The sequence below is a fragment of the Photobacterium piscicola genome (assembly GCF_900166965.1).
GTDB classification, from domain to species: Bacteria; Pseudomonadota; Gammaproteobacteria; order Enterobacterales; family Vibrionaceae; genus Photobacterium; species Photobacterium piscicola.
The window spans coordinates 52,963-72,725 of sequence record NZ_FUZI01000001.1; the positions used below are offsets into that span (position 1 = coordinate 52,963).

At 34.2% G+C, this 19,763-nt stretch carries 12 protein-coding genes; 9 read left to right on the forward strand and 3 right to left on the reverse strand.

All coding sequences use genetic code 11. The features are described 5' to 3' along the window. Nucleotides 1–287: 287 nt before the first annotated feature. The gene (locus CZ809_RS00255) at nucleotides 288–2,555 is read right to left on the reverse strand and encodes an Ig-like domain-containing protein (protein ID WP_080155458.1); all 2,268 of its coding nucleotides are present in this window, start codon (nucleotides 2,553–2,555) and stop codon (nucleotides 288–290) included. A 309-nt stretch (nucleotides 2,556–2,864) separates the two neighbouring features. Between CZ809_RS00255 and CZ809_RS00260 the strand changes: the two genes are divergently transcribed. From CZ809_RS00260 to CZ809_RS00295, 7 genes are all read left to right on the forward strand, one after another. Continuing rightward, the gene (locus CZ809_RS00260; RefSeq protein WP_080155459.1) at nucleotides 2,865–3,440 is read left to right on the forward strand and encodes a hypothetical protein; all 576 of its coding nucleotides are present in this window, start codon (nucleotides 2,865–2,867) and stop codon (nucleotides 3,438–3,440) included. Nucleotides 3,441–3,518: 78 nt separating this feature from the next. Further along, the gene (locus tag CZ809_RS00265) at nucleotides 3,519–4,064 is read left to right on the forward strand and encodes a hypothetical protein (protein ID WP_144396125.1); all 546 of its coding nucleotides are present in this window, start codon (nucleotides 3,519–3,521) and stop codon (nucleotides 4,062–4,064) included. After that, the gene (locus CZ809_RS00270) at nucleotides 4,061–6,859 is read left to right on the forward strand and encodes a CS1-pili formation C-terminal domain-containing protein (protein ID WP_080155461.1); all 2,799 of its coding nucleotides are present in this window, start codon (nucleotides 4,061–4,063) and stop codon (nucleotides 6,857–6,859) included. The genes CZ809_RS00265 and CZ809_RS00270 overlap by 4 nt, the downstream gene beginning before the upstream one ends. Nucleotides 6,860–6,861: 2 nt before the next feature. Beyond that, complete coding sequence (locus CZ809_RS00275) at nucleotides 6,862–7,581, forward strand: hypothetical protein (RefSeq protein ID WP_065194313.1); 720 nt, start codon at nucleotides 6,862–6,864, stop codon at nucleotides 7,579–7,581. Beyond that, nucleotides 7,544–8,635 (forward strand): hypothetical protein, encoded by a 1,092-nt coding sequence (locus CZ809_RS00280; RefSeq protein ID WP_080155462.1) that lies wholly within the window; start codon nucleotides 7,544–7,546, stop codon nucleotides 8,633–8,635. Before CZ809_RS00275 ends, CZ809_RS00280 begins: the two co-directional genes overlap by 38 nt. A gap of 654 nt (nucleotides 8,636–9,289) precedes the next feature. Continuing rightward, nucleotides 9,290–10,381, forward strand: coding sequence for a NapC/NirT family cytochrome c (locus CZ809_RS00290; protein ID WP_080155464.1), 1,092 nt, complete (start codon nucleotides 9,290–9,292; stop codon nucleotides 10,379–10,381). A gap of 13 nt (nucleotides 10,382–10,394) precedes the next feature. After that, nucleotides 10,395–12,848: a molybdopterin guanine dinucleotide-containing S/N-oxide reductase gene (locus CZ809_RS00295; protein WP_080155465.1), complete on the forward strand. Its 2,454-nt coding sequence runs from the start codon at nucleotides 10,395–10,397 to the stop codon at nucleotides 12,846–12,848. A gap of 613 nt (nucleotides 12,849–13,461) precedes the next feature. Here CZ809_RS00295 and trpS read toward each other — a convergent pair. Together trpS and CZ809_RS00310 are read right to left on the reverse strand one after the other, a co-directional pair. Then, a complete protein-coding gene (gene trpS / locus CZ809_RS00305; RefSeq protein ID WP_080155467.1) occupies nucleotides 13,462–14,493 on the reverse strand; it encodes a tryptophan--tRNA ligase in 1,032 nt (343 codons plus the stop codon). A gap of 429 nt (nucleotides 14,494–14,922) precedes the next feature. Beyond that, nucleotides 14,923–15,144, reverse strand: a complete 222-nt coding sequence (locus tag CZ809_RS00310; protein ID WP_080155468.1) for a GntR family transcriptional regulator — start codon at nucleotides 15,142–15,144, stop codon at nucleotides 14,923–14,925. A gap of 1,041 nt (nucleotides 15,145–16,185) precedes the next feature. On the opposite strand from CZ809_RS00310, the gene CZ809_RS00315 reads away from it, so the two are divergent. Together CZ809_RS00315 and CZ809_RS00320 are read left to right on the forward strand one after the other, a co-directional pair. Beyond that, nucleotides 16,186–17,649 (forward strand): MFS transporter, encoded by a 1,464-nt coding sequence (locus CZ809_RS00315; protein WP_080155469.1) that lies wholly within the window; start codon nucleotides 16,186–16,188, stop codon nucleotides 17,647–17,649. A 244-nt stretch (nucleotides 17,650–17,893) separates the two neighbouring features. Next, a complete protein-coding gene (locus CZ809_RS00320) occupies nucleotides 17,894–19,756 on the forward strand; it encodes a potassium transporter Kup (RefSeq protein ID WP_080155470.1) in 1,863 nt (620 codons plus the stop codon). Nucleotides 19,757–19,763: the final 7 nt, after the last annotated feature.

The following is a 19,763-nucleotide window of genomic DNA, read 5'->3' on the forward strand; positions in this document are numbered from 1 at the left end:
AAAATGAATTTAACTAACACCAGTCATCAGTACGAATACTAAATTAATCATCTGCCATGCATAGTAATCGTCGGTCTCATTTATAATTTTATTAGTTATCAAGTGTTAGGATTTAGTTTAAATGGCAGTTCATTGGTATCATATTTTTATTTCCTTGGTTTTTTATTTAAATTTTTCTATAAATAAAAAAGCCGTTCACTTTAAGTGAACGGCATATAAAAATATATTTCAATAGGTTATGGGATTATTTTAAGTAAAATGGGATAATATCACATTTCGCTTATAAGTTAATTTTTTGACCAACATGATGGGAAAGTGTACGTTTCTGGAACAAAGGCTGATTGTTGAAGAAAAGTAGTCGTAGTAGTTGATTGATTTACATATGTTGTAACCTTTGGATCTGCATTTGCATACCCTAATCCGTAGTTTCCTACATATTCGGTTCTACCATCCTGTTTCCACATCCATTCAACAAAATCTTTTGCAGGATAGTATTCAGGTGATGGTATTAGAAATGCTACACGAGTTGCAGTTCCGCGCTGTGGTTTGATATTATCAGCACCAACTACCCAATTGTCTCTCCCATCGACTTTAAGTTTAGACATTGCATCACAAACAAGTTTCAATTTTTCTAACCAATTTTTTCTAGTACTATATGTTGTATCCTTGTCACCCCATCTTATTGTTTGAAATTTAGTTACGCCTTTTCCAACTTGCTTGCTTCCAAGGGAGTGTATCTGTTTTTCTTTCATACCTAATATGGTTAACATATTATTTGATAACGCAGTTGAGAATGCTTCAGTACCACTGGCATCATACCCCTTTCTTGGGTGTAATACTAAAATACAACTTAATTCATCGGCTACTGGTGGAGTAACTGATAGAGGGCATAGCGAAACTCCTAAAATAAGTTTAGTTTTAGTGCTTGGTGCAATTATATCTGATATCTCTAGTGTTGCAGCAATAGCATACGCATTACTTTTTTTTGTCACAGTAATGGTATTACCGCTAATTGATACTGATAAATATGTTGAAGCTAAGGTTGGATCAATTAATATGCCATCAACACTTAAAGCTTCAAATTTGTACGTTAGATTATAATCATCGTCCGGAAGGAAAATGGAATCACCTGCTGTTTTTGACGTAATATAAATTTTTGTTGGTGTGTTAAATAATCCACTATAGTAAGGGTCCAAAAATTCCCATCCATGAGCAGTAAGATCATTCGTACATGAAAAATAACCGTCAGAAACAGATGCTGTACTGCCTGTTTCAAGGCTTATTGCATTAGCATCATGGGTTAAGTATTTGATGCCACTATGCCAACGATAATCAGTTTGGAATATTGGCATATCCGCTAATACATTGGTTCGCATCGCCTTTAATTCAGCAAGTGATGCTAATTTCATTCCTTTTGTTTTACAGTAAGCTTCTGCCAAATCTTTGCTGAAAGTTGGATATAAACCAGTGTAACCAGTAAATCCTAGCTCTTTATAGGAATCAGTATAAACGCCATCAATTACTGATAATTGGTTGAAAGTTAATGGGGGAGTGAAAGTAAGGTTCTGAACACTATCAACTATTGATTTATATTCATTAACATCAAATGTTAATAGACCAATGCCATACCCACCATTATGATCTGAAACTATATAAGTAATAACTTCTTTTCCTGATGAACCTGGTGTATAGAGGAAAGAGTGAGGAGAATCAATAATTACTCTTCCTGTTATTGATTTTGTGTCAATTAGTTGAATATCATCTCCATCAGGATCAGATATATAAGACGATATATCAATAGGAATATCAACTTCTCTTCTATCTAAAGCATCTATTCTTTGATCTAGTGCTATTGGACTATGGTTACTTTCTTGACCTATGGCGATATAAATAATACCTGGTCTTGCTATGTTTTTAATCGAATCAATTTCAGTGTAGAAAATTCTTACCGTACCAGTTGTTGCCGCAGGAGCTTGATATTTTATTGATGATGCATCTACACCTGCAATCATACCTATATCTGAAGAGCCTGTATCACCAATTAAATAGACAGATGTTGGATCAATCTCAAAACCAGATTCAATTAATAAATCTTTACTATTTAAAGTTAATAAACCACCTTCTATTACAGTACGTGAAACGGGAGGAAGAAAGTCTCCTCGAGTATAATCTTTTGTTACAACAACTTGAACGATAGCTTCGCTTGTTCCTTTATATTGTGATGATGCTGGTTTCACATTATATTTAAAGCGACAAACATTTTCGCTATCAGTTGTGGTGACCTTAAATGTTAAACCTTCTATATCATTTTCATTGAAAGAACACTTATTATCAATACTTTCAACACTTTCTATTATTAAACTTTGGTTATTTTCTGCCGTTACTTTGTTTCTAAGATCTACAACTTGTGTATTTTTTATTGGAGCAAAAGTTAGTAAGTCCTGAGCATTTATTGCGACAATTTCTTGTGGCAATTGTTCTTCATTTTCACCACCACACCCTATAAGGAATAGTGGTAATAAAATAAAAATTAAGCACTTTTTTATATTAAACATGTAGCCTCACTTATAAATAAAGCTGATTCAAAAAAGAGTGAACGGAAATCTGTTCCCGTTAGTATAAATAAGTCTTAAATTATTATTTATACATTAAATATCATCATGGTTAACGAAACATTAAATAGATGCTGGCGCGATTATAATTAAACCTATCGATCCTTATTAATAGCAATTTTTAATCCCTATTTTTTTAAATGCTATTAATTCTGTTTCTTATTGATATTAATATGTGATTCATCGGTTACATGGTGTAACTGAATAATTAAAACGTTTAATAATATAAGACGTTTAACGGAGTTAGTCTCAATGAATAAATTATTATTAGCAACAGTGTTGGCAGCGACATTTGGTTTCTCTGCAGTATCTCAAGCGGCTGTACCAGCTACTATTCCAGCAGCAACAGCACCTACACCAGCAGCTGGTGATGTTTCATCTGCTTTTCTTGAGTGGAGCGGTTTTGCTAAGGTTATTCCTGGTAACGACATCGTAATTACTGGTGCTCGTTCTGGTGCTGTTGAAGACGGTGTTCTAACTGTTAAAGGCGATGGTACGTTTGAGACAAAAACACCTATCATTCTAGAGTCTCGTTTGTACTGGGATCAAGGTTCAGGTTCTAAAACGGCTGGCGATTTATTCGCTACAAACTGGACAGTGGATGCTGATGGTATCACTGCTACTTGGGGTGCGAACTCTACAGCAGGTATGGATATTAAAATGACTGATATTGCATCAGGTACAGAGCTAACGTCTAAAGCTGGTGCTAACGGAGTTTCAACTGTTACTCTAAGTGTAAACAGTGTATCGCCTGTAACTTCAGCTACGCCTCTGAACTTGCTTGAGCCTCTAGTTGTAAACGCTAATGTTCTAGCTACAGTAGCATAATATAATATTAAGATTAGGCATCATAGATGTCTAATCTTTTATTTTATCCAGCTGGTTAATGATTTTCAGGAGTGTCTTTTGTCTAAAGAAATGTTAATAGTGTTAATGTGCACTTTTTTTGCTAGTAATTGTTTTGCTAAGACTGAATTTCCTGTTGATTTTCTACTCCAAGCTGATGTAACACCATCTGCCGCAGGGTTTAAAATTAAATCAGTTGTGATATCGCCAAATAATTTTACTGTTATTTATGATGAAAGTCATGAACGTTTCCACGATATTAATTCTACATTAACTGTTAATACTGATATACCTTCAAGTCGACTTGAAAGTTTTTATTATGATATTAATCTTGTGGAAAACAATGCTTCTTGTTTACTACATAATGGGAAAACTATTTATTATGAACCGCCAGTATTAGCTATGACTAATAATGTGGGGGATCTCGTCGAAGTGAATAGTCGCAACCCGTTATTATGGCAAGAGTTTGATGATGTTGTGTCTGGAACACAAGCTAGTGTAAAAAAAATTAATCTTTCCTTTTCAAAAATACCTGTCACTGATTTTATTAATAATTATAAATATTGTGAAGGTAAAATGACGCTAATGGTTGGGCTATCGATATGAGAGAAAGTCATCTAGTATTAACTGTCTTTTTTTTATGCCTATACTCATCTGTGGCATATTCTGATGATTTGAAATATGACAACATCCCTGATGAATTTAAGGAAATGTTTAATGAGGAGAACAAAGTTGTAAAAGTTGTTTTTCCTTCTGGTGATTTTGGAAAACAAGCGTTAATTAGTTCATATAACAAAGTACGGTTGAATAAAAACGATAAGTTAGCAATTGATAATTTCAAAAAGCTATTGAAAAATAATAATATTAAAGAAAAATATGTAAGTAAGATATTATCTGATTTGCTATCTAACGAAGGGATAATGAATACAAATGAGTGTCAAGGAATACCAAGCTCTTGTATTGTATCTACAGATAGCTATGCTTTTTTCTATAATATTGACTCTAATATATTAAGAGTGTTTCTTTCTGAAAATATACTTAAAGAAAAAAAATCAAAAGTAGTATATGCATCAAATATAAATAATAATAATGCATTGATTAATAGTTCTTCTGTTTTTATTAATCAGTATGATGATGATACATCTTTAAATATATCAGATAATTTTGTTCAAGGATTTAAATATGGATATTTACGTTCTGATTTTAATATCAATACTAATAATGATGATGTATTTGATCTCAATGAATTATCTTATAGTGTAAATAAAGATAATACTGAATTAAAAGCTGGATATTTTTCAGATAATAATTCAATGAATGCAACAGATGTAATAGAGTCATTTACAGATTCTGATACTGTTGATATTTCTTTTGGCTCATCACGAAATCTGCTTATAAAATCGAATCAAGCATATAAGAAAGTTAATATTTATGTACCTTCTGCTGGGTTATTATCCATACAAAAAAACGGTACGTATATTAAACAGTATGCGGTAAAAGCAGGACAGCAAGAAATTTCATATAACGATTTACCCTCTGGTGTTTATGAAATTAGAGTTACAGTTAAATCAGGGAGTAATACATTCTTTGATAAAACATATAATATATATAATATAAAGTCAGCAATGTTATCAAAAGGCGATTTTGATTATCGTGTTCAGGTTGGTATGTTAGCTAATGGAGAGAATAATGAAGGGTACAACAATGATTATGATTCTCATAATGATGAATACGATGATGATTATAATGACTCTATTTATTCATCAGCTAAACTAGCATACGGATTATCTGATGGTTTGATTCTATCTGGAGCTATCACGTTATCAGAAAAGAATGATGTTATATTTCAGTCTGCGGTTGATTATACGTTCATTAATGGTTCTCAAGTTACCTATAATAATAAAATTTATAGTGAGGGATCTAATTTAAATTCTGTTAATTTATATTCATCATGGATTAATATAGGTTATGAGGAATATCATTTTGATGAAGATGATAAACTTGCTTGTTTTACTGAAAGTTGTAGCTCTCGAACCAATATTAATATAAATAAGTCCATGTTGTTAACTGGTTCTTTATCGACAGGATTGTACTATAATTATTATAAATATGAAGAAGGTAGCAATACATCTATAACTAATAACTATAATTATAATTATAATTCATCTAATAATTTTGATTTTGATATAACGTATAACAAAAATGATGGTAGAGTTAGTAGATATAACCAATTTGATGATGAATTTCAATTTAATTTCAGATATACAATAAATTTTGATAATAATAGCCAATTGTCTTTTAATACTAGTGCACAAGAAGATCAATTTAATGATTTTACTTCTGAATTTGATACTGGAGATTTATTACCTGACGATAATATTTCTTTTTCAGCATTAGCTAGGACTGCATTTGTAAAAGATAGAGATCAAACTAATGATACATCTTTAGATATTATGGGTGATTATCAAAATAATAATTTTGATGCGAATTATTATGGCTCTATATCAACAACAGGAACTATTCAGCAAAATATTGCATTTAATAATACTCAGGTAATTAATTCTGATGGTATTGATTTTACAAGAGAACGATCAGAAGCTTATCTTAAGTTAGATATTAAAAAATCAGATGATATTAAAGATAATGACACATATGGTATTCTTACTATTGAGCAAGATAATCGTCGTAAATATGATGTTAAGATTAATCAGAATAATAAAATCGTACCGCTAAAGTCATATTCTCAATATGACAATAAAATTGATACTGAATCATCATCTTTAGAAAATACAGGTAAGAATAGATCCAGCTTTTTTATTCATCCTGGTAGTGTAATGACGACTAATATGAATTTAACTAAAATTGTTTCTTTTGTTAGTGGTTTTAAAGATATTATTGATAAAGATATTTTAGACGTTGAATGTGTTGGTGAGGGTTGTGTTGATGTTGAAAATATTGACGGTAACATTTTTAAAATTGCAGTTAGATCTGGACAGCCTTTTGTTTTAAAGAATAAAGAAAAAGTATTAACTTGTTTAACACCTCAAGTTCGCGATATTAGTGTATTAAATATAGGTATGAATTACTGTATTCCAGAGGATAATGATCAACTGTTAGTTATAAATGATCCTCTAACTGGAAAAGACATGCGTTATGTTTATTTAGGTATATTTGAAACTAAAAATAAATGGCGATATGCATCTTTAGATAAGGATAATCAATACAATATTATTGAGAAGAAATTTGGAGATGATAAGAACTTGGTTTATGTATCTTATGATCAGGAACAAATAGTAAGTAATGATATAAAAGAAAAATTATCAGACATCATGTTAACGGCTGACGTACCGAAAGATACAATTTCGAATTATGTATTATTATTAAACCAGGATTGGAATTAGAAATGAAAAAATTGATATTATTAGTGTTATTATTTCCTTCAATATCACATGCAATTGCTATTGATACGATGCTAAAAGTTTCTGATGAACATGGTGCAGGCGTTTATACAGTTACAAATAATCAAGCTGATCCTGCATTTGTTAATGTTAAGTTGTCTAAGGTTGAAGTTAAAAGTGGCAAGGTGGTTAAGACACCTTATACTAAATCTAATTTATTAGAGTGGGATGCAACATTAACTCAAAATAAATTTATCCTTGACCCATTAATGGCGAAAAAAGTAGGTGTGAGAGCATTATGTGCTGAAGGCTGTAATCCTGATCACGATACTGTTTTTGCTGTTCAATTTACACCGACACCTTATTCTAAAAATGGGAAAATGAAAGGTGTTGCTATAAGTTATGGCTATGAAAGCATATTTGTTATTCCTGCTAAGAATAAAAAAATATCATATTCAATTGAAAAAAAGAATGAATATGCGCTACTTAAAAACACAAGTAATACAACTTTAGAAGTATTTTTTAATCAATGTTCTGCTATGTTTAAAGCAGATTGCAGTACTAAAGTTATTATGCTTCCAGGGAAAATAAGAAAACTATTATTACCTAAAAATGCAAGAAAAGGCATGATTGATGTATTTATTTCATCAATTGATGATACTTTTTATAAAAAAGAGGTTGTTGCAAATGATAAGAAAGTTATTTTTAATAAAGTTATTAAATAATAAAAAACTTTTATTATTAATAGCGATGTATTCTTCAAATTGTTTTTCTTTTATTCTCGATGGTGAACTGACAGGTAGCGATCTTAAATTTAAAAATGTGGTTTCTAGTGTTTCCTCTGCTAGTTATAAAACATTAGCTAGCTGGGAGCCTGAAACTAACTTATTACCAGCAACTTCTTGGTCACCGGGGTTTAAATACGAGAGTAAAAATATCAGCTTGGTAGGGCCTAGTGGTGTAAAAGTCAATATCAGTGATGCAATTACGATTGTTGGCCTTGAATATAAAGCAAGCAATACATTAAAGGAGGACACTTTAAAATCACCAATAACTAAATGTGATTCGTTTGGAATTAGTGGTAGTACTACTTTTGTTGTTAATTCAACGGGTTCTACTGTATGTTCTGGTTCTGTTTTAAAAAGTAATAATGCAATGCCTTATCATTTTATTCGGCCTATATTATCTATCGATAAAACGAAAATAATTGATGCTTTTGATAATTTACCTACAGCAGATAGACGAGAAGGTATATATAGTTTTAATTTTGGATTTACATATCCTTATGGTTTTGTTATGCCTTTATCTGGAGTCCAGACGTGGCAAAATAAATTTAAAAACTTAGTGATTAATATAAATTACAAACCGGGCTATTTGATGGATGTTCGATTAGAAAAGCCTGGTATACACAAGTTTGATTTTGATATTAGTAAAACAGACAGTGCTTTTCTCGAAGGGATTGCAATGTTTAATGTTATTGCAACGGGGTCTTTTTCTACTGGGTTAGTCTTAAATATACCTACGGGTAATGATTTTAATTTAAAGCATATTAACGGAAAGTTAGGTGCTGCAGATATTCCATTAAATATTGTTTGTCCTAAATGTGATGTTCAAGAGCTAGTAAAAGATGGTAAAGAGCAAGTATCAACGACTAAAATTAAAGTTAGCGGCTCTAAAGTTAAATTACCAATTTTAGTTAAAATAAAAAAAGAAAGGCAAGATGTGGCCCTTGGACGATATTATGGTAATTTTACATTTACTTTTGGGTTAGATATATAATTAAGTTTATTTTTATTTAAATACGACTAGTAGATATTGTTCTCTATGAATTATTTATAGTTAATACTTTCAAATGAATAACTTTTAGGTAACGGTGTGTCAATAAAAAAGCATCAATTAAGAAAGCGGGTAAATAAAAGATTCCAAGCGGCCTATGATACGCATGGGTATTTATCGTTATGTTCTATTATTAATTCAAATTTACAGAAAAAAAGAAAGCAAAAAAATACTATAAAGCCTAAGAAAATATATGCTTTTAAGCAATATGAAGAAAATAGGATACATATTAAATTATTACCTCAACAACTAAATATTGCAATCTATAAGAAAGCATCAAATAGTTGATGGTAATAGTTGTGAACAACCAAGCCACAATAGGCAATATATCGCCTATTGTGGCTTGGTTATTTATTGGAAAATATATATTAATTTTATAGAGTTAAATTTTAAAATACCTCGCGACACAATGCATTAAGGCTATTGTTTACAAATAAGTCAATAAAAGTAATTTGCTATTAATAAAATCATCAATTGTGAGGGCTAAATCACAGTTATGAATGATAAAAGATAGTTTATGAGTATATATGTAACATTAGTCGGTAAAATCCTTTAAATAGCCACACATATAACAAGGCTAACTAAAGGATCATACTTATGAAAAAACGCTATATTGCTCTAATTGCTGTTATCGGCATTATTATTGGTTGGATAACCTTAGGGGGTACACAAGCTGTACTTCATGCAACCTCTAGCACTGAATTTTGTGTGTCGTGCCATACGATGCAAAAACCACTCGCTGAATATCAAGGTTCCGTTCACTTCAGTAATCAAAAAGGCATTCGTGCAGAATGTGCAGACTGTCATATTCCTAAAGATCCTATTGATTATTTAATTACCAAGGTTCGAGCTTCTAAAGACATCTATCATGAATTTGTTACCGGTAAAATTGATACAGATGCCAAATATGAAGATCATCGCTTAGCAATGGCTGAAACAGTATGGGGACAAATGCGTGAAAATGATTCAGCTACTTGTCGTTCTTGTCATAGTCTTGATGCGATGGAAACCTATGACCAATCAGCAAGTGCACAGAAAATGCATTTATATGGTAAAGAAAATAATCAAACCTGTATTGACTGTCATAAAGGTGTTGCCCACTTTGCACCGCAAGCTACGTTAGATACCTCCGCTTTTGATCACCTTTTTGACATGGCTAAAAATACTAAAGCAGACGCAGTAAAAGTTTATCCAATTGAAACCATTAAAATGGCTGATCTTGCGACGATTAATCCAACCGTTGAATTAACCACTGTCACGCATAAAGATAACCAGCGTACGGTTATGGTTTCTGGTTACCAAATGAAAGGTGCAGAATCTGTTATCTACATGGGTGAGGGTCAACGTTCAATTATCGCGACCTTAACGGATGCGGGTATTAAAGCATTAAAATTGGGTGAGGCTAAAACTGACGCTTACGGTAATCAATGGCGTAGTGCTGAACTAACGGGCACAATTGATGCTCCTGTTCTTGCTTCTAATCAACCGTTATGGGATTACGCAGAAGAATTGGATAACGTTTACTGTGCAACTTGCCACGCTAAAATTCCAGCGAATCACTTCACTGTTAACTCTTGGGGCCCTGTTGCAAAAAGCATGGGTGCACGTACAGATATTTCTGAACTAAACCTTGAGATCTTAACTAAATTCTTCCAAAACCACGCGAAAGACGTGGCAACTCATCAATAAGGGAGTGGTGACTATGACAACTATTACTCGTCGCGGCTTTTTAAAAGGCGCAAGTGCATCTGCTGGTGCATTAGCGATCACCTCTATAGCTCCATTATCGGTTAATGCTACTACGCTTGGCCGTACTGATTCATTGGTGCTAACTGCTGGTCGTATGGGGCCTTTGCTTTGTGAAGTTAAAGATGGCCAATTGGTATCGACTAAAAATGGATTAGCACAAACAGTGCCCAACAGCTTGCAACAAACGGGGCCTTCTCAGGTTTATACTAAAGCGCGTGTTAAGTACCCAATGGTGCGTAAAGGCTATTTAGCAAACCCAAGTGCTCCTCAAGGTGTACGCGGTAGCGATGAATTTGTGCAAGTATCATGGGATGAGGCTTATAAGCTGATCCATGAGCAACATATGCGTATTCGTAAAGCTTATGGCCCTGAGTCTATCTTTGCTGGTTCTTATGGCTGGCGTTCAAGTGGTGTCTTGCACAAAGCGCAAACATTACTTCAGCGTTATATGAGTATGTCGGGTGGTTATGCGGGTCACTTAGGCGACTATTCTACGGGTGCGGCTCAAGTTATTATGCCGCACGTTGTTGGCTCGATTGAAGTTTATGAACAACAAACTACTTACCCTGTAATTCTAGAAAACAGTAAAGTGGTTGTATTGTGGGGTTTGAATCCTATCAATACGTTAAAAATTGCATGGTCTTCAAGTGATGGTCAAGGTCTTGAATTTTTCCATCAACTTAAGAAATCAGGCAAAACTGTTATTATCATTGATCCAATGCGTTCAGAAACCGCTGAATTTTTTGGTGATAAAGCCCAATGGATTGCACCTAACCCGCAATCAGATGTGGCAATGATGATGGGTATTGCTTATCAGTTGATCAAAACACAACAACACGATACTGAATTCCTTGCTAAATACACCGTAGGCTTTGAGCAATTTGAAGCCTACCTCATGGGTAAAGAAGACGGCATCGAGAAAACACCACAATGGGCTGAAGCTATTTGTGGCGTTCCTGCAAAACAAATGGAGCTTCTGGCTAAAATTTTCAAAGAAAACCGCACCATGCTTATGGCTGGCTGGGGTATGCAACGCCAGCAACACGGTGAGCAACGTCATTGGATGCTAACGGTACTTGCTTCTATGCTTGGTCAAGTTGGCTTACCTGGCGGTGGTTTTGGTTATTCATACCATTATTCTAATGGTGGTAATCCAACCCGTGACGCTGGTGTATTACCTGCAATGTCGCCATCTCTAGGAACAAGTTCTGCAGGTGGTAATGATTGGGCTGTTCAAGGTTCGGTTACAGCTTTCCCTGTCGCGCGTATTGTTGAGTGTTTGGAAAAGCCGGGTACAGAGTACCAACATAATGGCCATACTCTAACGTTCCCTGAATTAAAGATGATCTGGTGGGCGGGCGGTGCAAACTTTACTCATCACCAAGATACCAACCGATTGATTAAAGCATGGCAAAAACCTGAATTGATCGTTATTTCAGAACCATACTGGACAGCGGCAGCTAAACATGCGGATATCGTGCTACCTATTACGACTTCATTTGAACGTAATGATCTGACGATGACAGGTGATTACTCTAATCAGCATCTTGTGCCGATGAAGCAAGTGGTTGAGCCACAAAACGAAGCGCGTAGTGATTTAGATGTATTTGCTGATATGGCAGAACACCTAAAGCCCGGCGGTCGAAATGTGTATATGGAAAACAAAACGGAGATGGAATGGCTGCGTGATTTCTATAAAACTGCTCAAAAAGGTGGCCGTAACGCACGTATTCCAATGATGAATTTCTCGAAGTTTTGGGAAGCGAATAAGCTTATTGAAATGAAGTGGAACGCGAAGAACGCTGAGTTTGTACGGTTTGGTGATTTCCGTAAAGATCCCATCATGAACCCACTAGGCACACCAAGTGGTAAAATTGAGATCTTCTCTAAAACGATTGAAAGCTTTAAGTTAGATGATTGTCCTCCACACCCAGTATGGATGGAGCCAACCGAGTGGATGTTTAATTACAATGATGGTGAATTGCAGTTAATGACATCACACTCAGCACATCGCTTACATAGCCAATTTAACTATGCTGATCTTCGTAAACAATATGCGGTACAGAACCGTGAACCTATTACGATCCATCCGGAAGATGCAAAAGCCCGTGGTATTAAAGATGGCGACTTAGTGCGCGCCTACAACCAACGTGGCCAAGTTTTGGTTGGTGCTTTTGTTTCTGATGGTATTAAAAAAGGCAGCGTATGTATCCACGAAGGTGCATGGCCTGATTTAGATCCTAAGACGGGTATGTGTAAAAATGGTGGACCAAACGTATTAACGATGGATATTCCAACATCACGTTTAGGTAATGGTAACTGCGGTAACTCTGGTGTGGTCAAAATTGAAAAATTCACAGGTGTTGCTCCAACATTAACTGCTTTTACACCACCAAAAAACGGTTAAAAATATAAGACGAATTAAAAGGCTGAATATAAAATATTCAGCCTTTTTTATACCTAATAAAAAATAATGTAAAGTAGGAGTGAGCTATCCTAAAAAGTATTATTATATACTGTTATAATTGAGTGGTTAATTATATTTAATTAATGGCAAATTCTTTTCGATATTATATATGATAATCTTATGATTCAAATTGAATTGATTTACTTAAGTGAGGTGGATTTATACGATGGATGCTTTTCCTAAGTATTATATTTGCATGTTATTGGAAAGGTTTTTTTTGAAATTTATAATGGTATTTTTAATCTGAACGAGCCATACTTAATATATAATTTAACGACAAAAAATATATACATGTATAGCGCTCTGATTAGTATATTCATTATTAATATTTTATTGGGTTTTTTTTATTGGTTTAAAAGAATAAATGATAGCCAGTATGAACTATTAGGAATGGCTATTTTTCCTTATAGCTTCTTTATTATATTGGGTTTAAAAAAGATCAAATCATATATTGTTAATAATCGAGATCTATTAAAGTAGTATCATTCTTATTGATGAAGTTAAAATTTTATCAATAACCCTGCCTAATCAATAGGCAGGATTATAAAGAAAATTAAAACAAATTTAGACCAAAGGCTGTTTTAATATCGGTTAAGACTTGTTGCGTTTGTTGATTAGCATGTTCGGTTCCTGCTTTTAGGACTTCAATGAGATAATCTTGGTTATTTAAATAATCACTACGACGTTTGCGTATTGGTGATATTAGGTCTTGTAAACATTGTTCTAAGATTTTCTTGGTTGTTCCATCACCTAAACCTCCTTGGCGATATTGCTGCTTTAACGTTTCAACATAAGCCCCATCTGGATGGAAAGCATCAAGGTAGGTGAATACAATATTACCTTCAACGCAGCCAGGATCTTCAACACGGAGATGATTAGGATCGGTATACATTGATTTTACTGCTTGTGAAATCGTCTTACTATCAGCACCTAATGTGATGGTATTACCCATTGATTTAGACATTTTATTTTTACCGTCAGTACTTGGTAAGCGAGCGACTTTGCTTAATAGCGGTTGACATTCCACTAAAATATTCTTACCTGCAATAGTATTTATTTTTCTAACAATTTCATTGGTTTGTTCAAGCATTGGTAATTGGTCATCACCGACAGGGATTAAGCTTGCGCGAAATGCTGTAATATCAGCTGCTTGAGATATTGGGTAAGTTAAAAATCCAGCAGGAATAGAACGGCCGAAGGCTTTAGACTGAATTTCACTTTTAACGGTAGGGTTACGTTCTAAACGTGCAATCGAAACAATGTTGGAGTAATACATGGTTAATTCAGCGAGAGCAGGAATCGCTGATTGTAGACAAATAGTGGTAAGTTTAGGATCAATGCCAACCGCTAAATAATCAGCGACAACATTAAGAATATTGTCTGCGACCTTTTGTGGATTATGGCCGTTGTCAGTAAGACCTTGCATATCTGCCACTAAAATATTTTGTTGATATTGATGCTGTAATTGAACGCGTTGTTGTAATGATCCAACGTAATGGCCAAGGTGAAGTTGACCTGTTGCACGGTCACCTGTAAGAATAATCGGTTGATGTTGATCTGGTGTGATGGATGCCTGAGTGTTCATGTGTTTCTCCGAAAAAGTGTGGGGCCGGAGAGGTGAGGAAATACGGATAAGATTAGGCGTATTCATTTGCAACCTTCCGGCGACAAAATGAAATAGAAATAAAAAGATAACTCTATATCAGCGCCGCTCTATGAAGAGCGCCACCAAAAGAAAAGGGGTGAGATAGTACGTGTTATCTTTTTCATGCAATGAACGTATCAAAATAAAGCAAATGAAACAAGTGGTTTCACTGGATAAATAAATGACGTTTTTTATTGATTGTAAATCTAACTTATTTGGTTGTTGAACGTAATGAATGGCTAACAATGGTTCTCTATATAAAGATATTTTTGTTATGGAGCAGACTGATAGTTGATGGTTATGACTTTATCGATGAGTTCTATTTATTTTAATGTGTCTGTTGGCATTCCTTTGCTCGTAGTTTTAGGATCACATTAAAAACCAGCCTCGGCGCTCTTTGCGGTAGATAATACCTTGAGATTCTAATTGTAATAGTGCCTGCTTTACAGTTAATCGGCTGGCATTAAAAATATCACTTAACTCTCGCTCTGATGGTAATCGTTTTGATTGGGTTGCAAATAAACCGCGATCAATTTGTTGAAGTATAGTGTCACAAATTATTGAGAGTTGTGATGGTTGTTGTCTACTCATTGTTGCCTTTGGTTATCATTGTTAATACGGTGCTTAATAACCAATAGCATAGCAATGGTATGTCATTATTGTGTCATTACAGTTGAGGTTATTTGTTGTACCAACGGAATAAATCTCGTATGAACACTATTATTTATTCTAAATAGACGGTCTATTCATTCAGGTTATGCGTTTATTTTTATTATTAATGTTATATATGTTTTTTTTGCAATAGTGATAATACAAATAGCGGCACTATTAAATGACTATGAATACAATATTAGTATCGGCATGAATTCATACGGCGAACAAGCAGTAACGGCTATGGGGACTAAATTTAGAGTTAATGAGAGTATCACTGTTGGATTAACATCTTATTATGATTCCAACATGATTTGGTGCGTCTGTCGGTGCTAATTGGTCTTTAACTAACATCATTCTTCATCGTAATTATAAGAATTAATGGATAATTTGTGTTTAATTTTTTTCGATTAAAAACATTTAGTTACGATTAGCGTCTTTGAATAAGATATCCGCTAAAGTAATGGTTATTACTTATAATAATGGTTACTAGGTGAGGTATTGTCTTTTCATTATAATTATATAAATAGATTGTATTTTTTATTAACAAAAAAGAGGGTTATTTTCACACTTGATGATTGTTTTTTTATCAATCAAAATGATAAATGAGAGGTTATTTAAATTAATTTGCATTAAAAAATAACAAATATTGCTTAATTATTAGTTAATGCACCCATAATAAATAGTATTTTATATTTTATTTTTGATCTTTACATATAAAATAAATCTAAATATTTGCATGAAAAAGCTATTTTCATTATTTTTTGTTTTTGTCTAATGTGATGATTTAAAAGGTAAATACTGGTGTTTTTTAATTTGTTTTACCTTCGAAGAAGAAACAATTCAGCCCTTGGTGCATAATAACGATTAATTACACCTAGAAAATAAATTTCATTTTTGGTTGTGATATATGTTTATATACTGCCAACTTTAATACTGATATTCGTCTGAATTAAGACAATAAGCATTGTTGATTTTAACATGAATCAAAAAATAGAGATTCAACCGCAAAATACGATCCAGAGTTATATTGATGAAATATCAACAAGTAACTTAGTTACTAGTAAATATTCAATGTCAATGACACGTGTGCAATGGCGAATTTGGTTATTAGCAACATTTGGTAAGTTTTTTGAGGGTATGATCGTTTTTATGATGGGGTTAACCCTACCATTATTAACCCTACAATTTCATTTAACAGAGCTACAGAAAGGTATAATTAGTTCCTCGATTCTGTTTGGTATTTTAATTGGAGCAAGTGCTCTGGGTGGGCTATCTGATCTTTATGGACGTAAGAAAATGTTCATTATTGAGATGGCTTTACTCTCTATCTGCTTGATAGGTATGGCGACAAGTCACTCTTATTTAAGTCTTTTAGTATTTAACTTTGGCATTGGCTTGGCTTTAGGATGTGACTATCCTACGGCGCACTTAATGATATCTGAAAGTATTCCATCCAAAAACCGTGGTAAGTTGGTTTTGGGTGCGTTTGCGTTTCAGTCTATTGGTGTTTTGTTTGGTATTTTAACCGGTATTTTTGTATTGACGTATGTTAACGACATCAATGCATGGCGTTTAATGTATATTATTGCTTTGATTCCATCATTAGCGATTACGATTGCACGTTTCTTTATTCCTGAAAGTGCGCATTGGCTTTTGTCTAAAAATCGTAAAGCTGACGCTGAAACATCACTTAAGCGGTTATTACATCGTTCGCAACAGTCGTCAATGCCAATTGTAGATACACCGTGTGACGAGGTTGAATTAACCTCTTGGTTACATGGATACAAACGGTTATTTAAAGAAAAATATCGCGCCAAAACAATTTTGGCATCGGTCCCTTGGTTTATTCAAGATCTTGGTACCTATGGTATTGGTATTTTTACGCCAGTGATTCTTGCGTCAGTGCTTGATCCTCATAAAGCAACTGGGGGCGATGCACTACATAACACGATTGCTAATACAATTTATTTAGCAAAAGGTACTGCTGTTATTGACTGCTTGTTAATTGTTGGCGTTATCTGTGCGATTATTTTTTCTGAATCTGTTGGCCGCATGAAGCTTCAGATTTATGGTTTTATTGGTTGCGCTATTGGTTTGTTGTGTGCAGCAATTTCAGTGAAATTGCATGGTGATTATCAAATGTACATGTTGTTTTTAGGTTTTATGTTATTTAATTTCATGAATAATTTAGGACCTAATGCACAAACCTATTTGATATCGGGTGAAGTTTTTCCAGTAAAAATCAGAGCTAAAGGGGCCGGTTTTGCTGCATCAATTGCTAAATTTGGTGCTATTTTAACGGCTTTCTTATTTCCGATTCTATTACATGGAATTGGTGTGTTTACGCTCTTATTGTGTTTAGTGGTCACGTCATTGCTTGGCGCATGGGTAACACATAAGTACCGTTTTGAAACATCAGGCAGAAATATTGAAAGTATGTAAACACTGATATCATCCTATTTATTTTAAAGCATCAGCCAATGGCTGGTGCTTTTTTTATATTTATACATTGCTGATGGTTACTACAAGCTGTATGAATAACCATCAATCTTTATGTTTTATTTATATTCTGTGCTTGAAAATATACCCTAACTTTATATTACCCTTGTTAATCTGCTCGCCTTATTAAATGAAACAAGGCTTTATGTATTGCTGTTATAAAAAGCATGCATATATGTAACATGTTATGCAAAATCAAAAACAGTCATTATTAGTACTTACGTGCTTATCTGTTGGGATTGTATATGGTGATATTGGTACTAGTCCATTATATGCATTTAAAGCGATGTTTAGTGGCTCACATGCGCTAATTATTGATTCTGCCAATGTGTTTGGTGTGCTATCGCTTGTCTTTTGGACGTTTGTTATTACTGTCTCTATCAAATATTTGGCTGTTGTTACGCGAGCGTCTAAGCGTGGTGAAGGGGGAGTGTTAACGTTAACGGCATTAGCACATAGTGCAGCCCCTGAGTATAGTAAAAAAATCATTATCTTTTTAGGCATGCTTGCCGCTGGTTTTTTCTTTGGTGAAGCCATCATTACACCTGCGATGTCGGTGCTCTCTGCGGTTGAGGGAATTACCGTTATTAATCATGATTTACAACCGCTGATCATTCCGATTGCCATTACTATTATCTGTGCTCTATTTGCGATTCAAAAATATGGCTCCGGCAGTATTGGACGTTTGTTTGCGCCTGTCATGCTGTTATGGTTTAGCTGTATAGGCATACTTGGATTTATCAGCATTGTTGCTCATCCTCAAATTCTATTAGCATTAAATCCATGGTATGCATTAACGTTTGTGATTAACCATGGTATCGAGACACTTTTTACTTTAGGTGTGGTCGTGCTGGCAGTTACTGGAGTTGAGGCGCTTTATGCTGATATGGGGCATTTTGGGATTAAGTCTATTCGTCTTGCTTGGTTTTTTATTGTGATGCCGTGTCTAGTGTTAAATTACTTTGGCCAAGGGGCATTAGTGCTGGCGAATGCGAGTACTGCTTCAAATCCTTTCTTTTTACTTGCGCCAACATTACTACGTCTACCGTTAATTATATTAGCGACGTTCGCAACAGTAATCGCTTCTCAAGCTGTGATTTCCGGGATTTATTCTTTGACTCGCCAAGCGGTACATTTAGGTTATTTGCCTCCAATGCGAATTTACCATACTTCGCATCAAGCACAGGGACAGATTTACGTACCATTAGCTAATTTATTATTGTTTATTCTTGTTATTACAGTGGTATTGGCCTTTGGTAGTTCTGAACGCTTAGCCGCAGCTTATGGTATTGCTGTAACTGCAACCATGTTGATTTCATCGATATTTACGTTAGTTGTTGCGCGTCATTTGTGGCAGTGGTCGCGGTTGATGACACTACAATATGGATTATTGATGCTGACTTATGATGCTTTATTATTTATAGCGACATCATTAAAGTTTATGGATGGCGGCTGGCTACCATTAACGATTGGTTCAATGGTGTTTATATTGATGGTGATTTGGTATTTAGAACGGCAGCGGTTGGGATCACTTTTAAAACAGCCATTATCAGCAGAAGCAATGGTAAGTGAACTTGAGCAAAAGCCGTGGACACGAGCTTCAGGAACGGCGGTTTATTTTTCACGAAATGAAGCTCAGGTTCCGTCATCATTAATCAATAATCTGAAATATAATGAGGTTTTACACCAACGGAATGTGTTATTAACATTTAAATATCCAGATCAACCACGAGTGCATCCTTTAAAACGGATGGAAGTGACACAGTTATCGGCAACTTTCTGGCAAATGATTGTCTATGTTGGGTATCAAGAATCACCGGATATTGAACAAATTTATACGGTTTCTCGTAGTAATGGTTTTACGTTACATTCGACGGATACATTATTTTTTATGTCATCAGAGCGAATAAAAGTAAAACCAACTTCATGGTGGCATGATACAAAAGCGCGGTTATTTATTTTGTTAAGTCGTAATGCGTTACGTACGTCAGAGCGATTACATGTACCGTCTGATAGATTGATTGAAATTGGTGTTCATGTGGAAATTTAGTTATGTA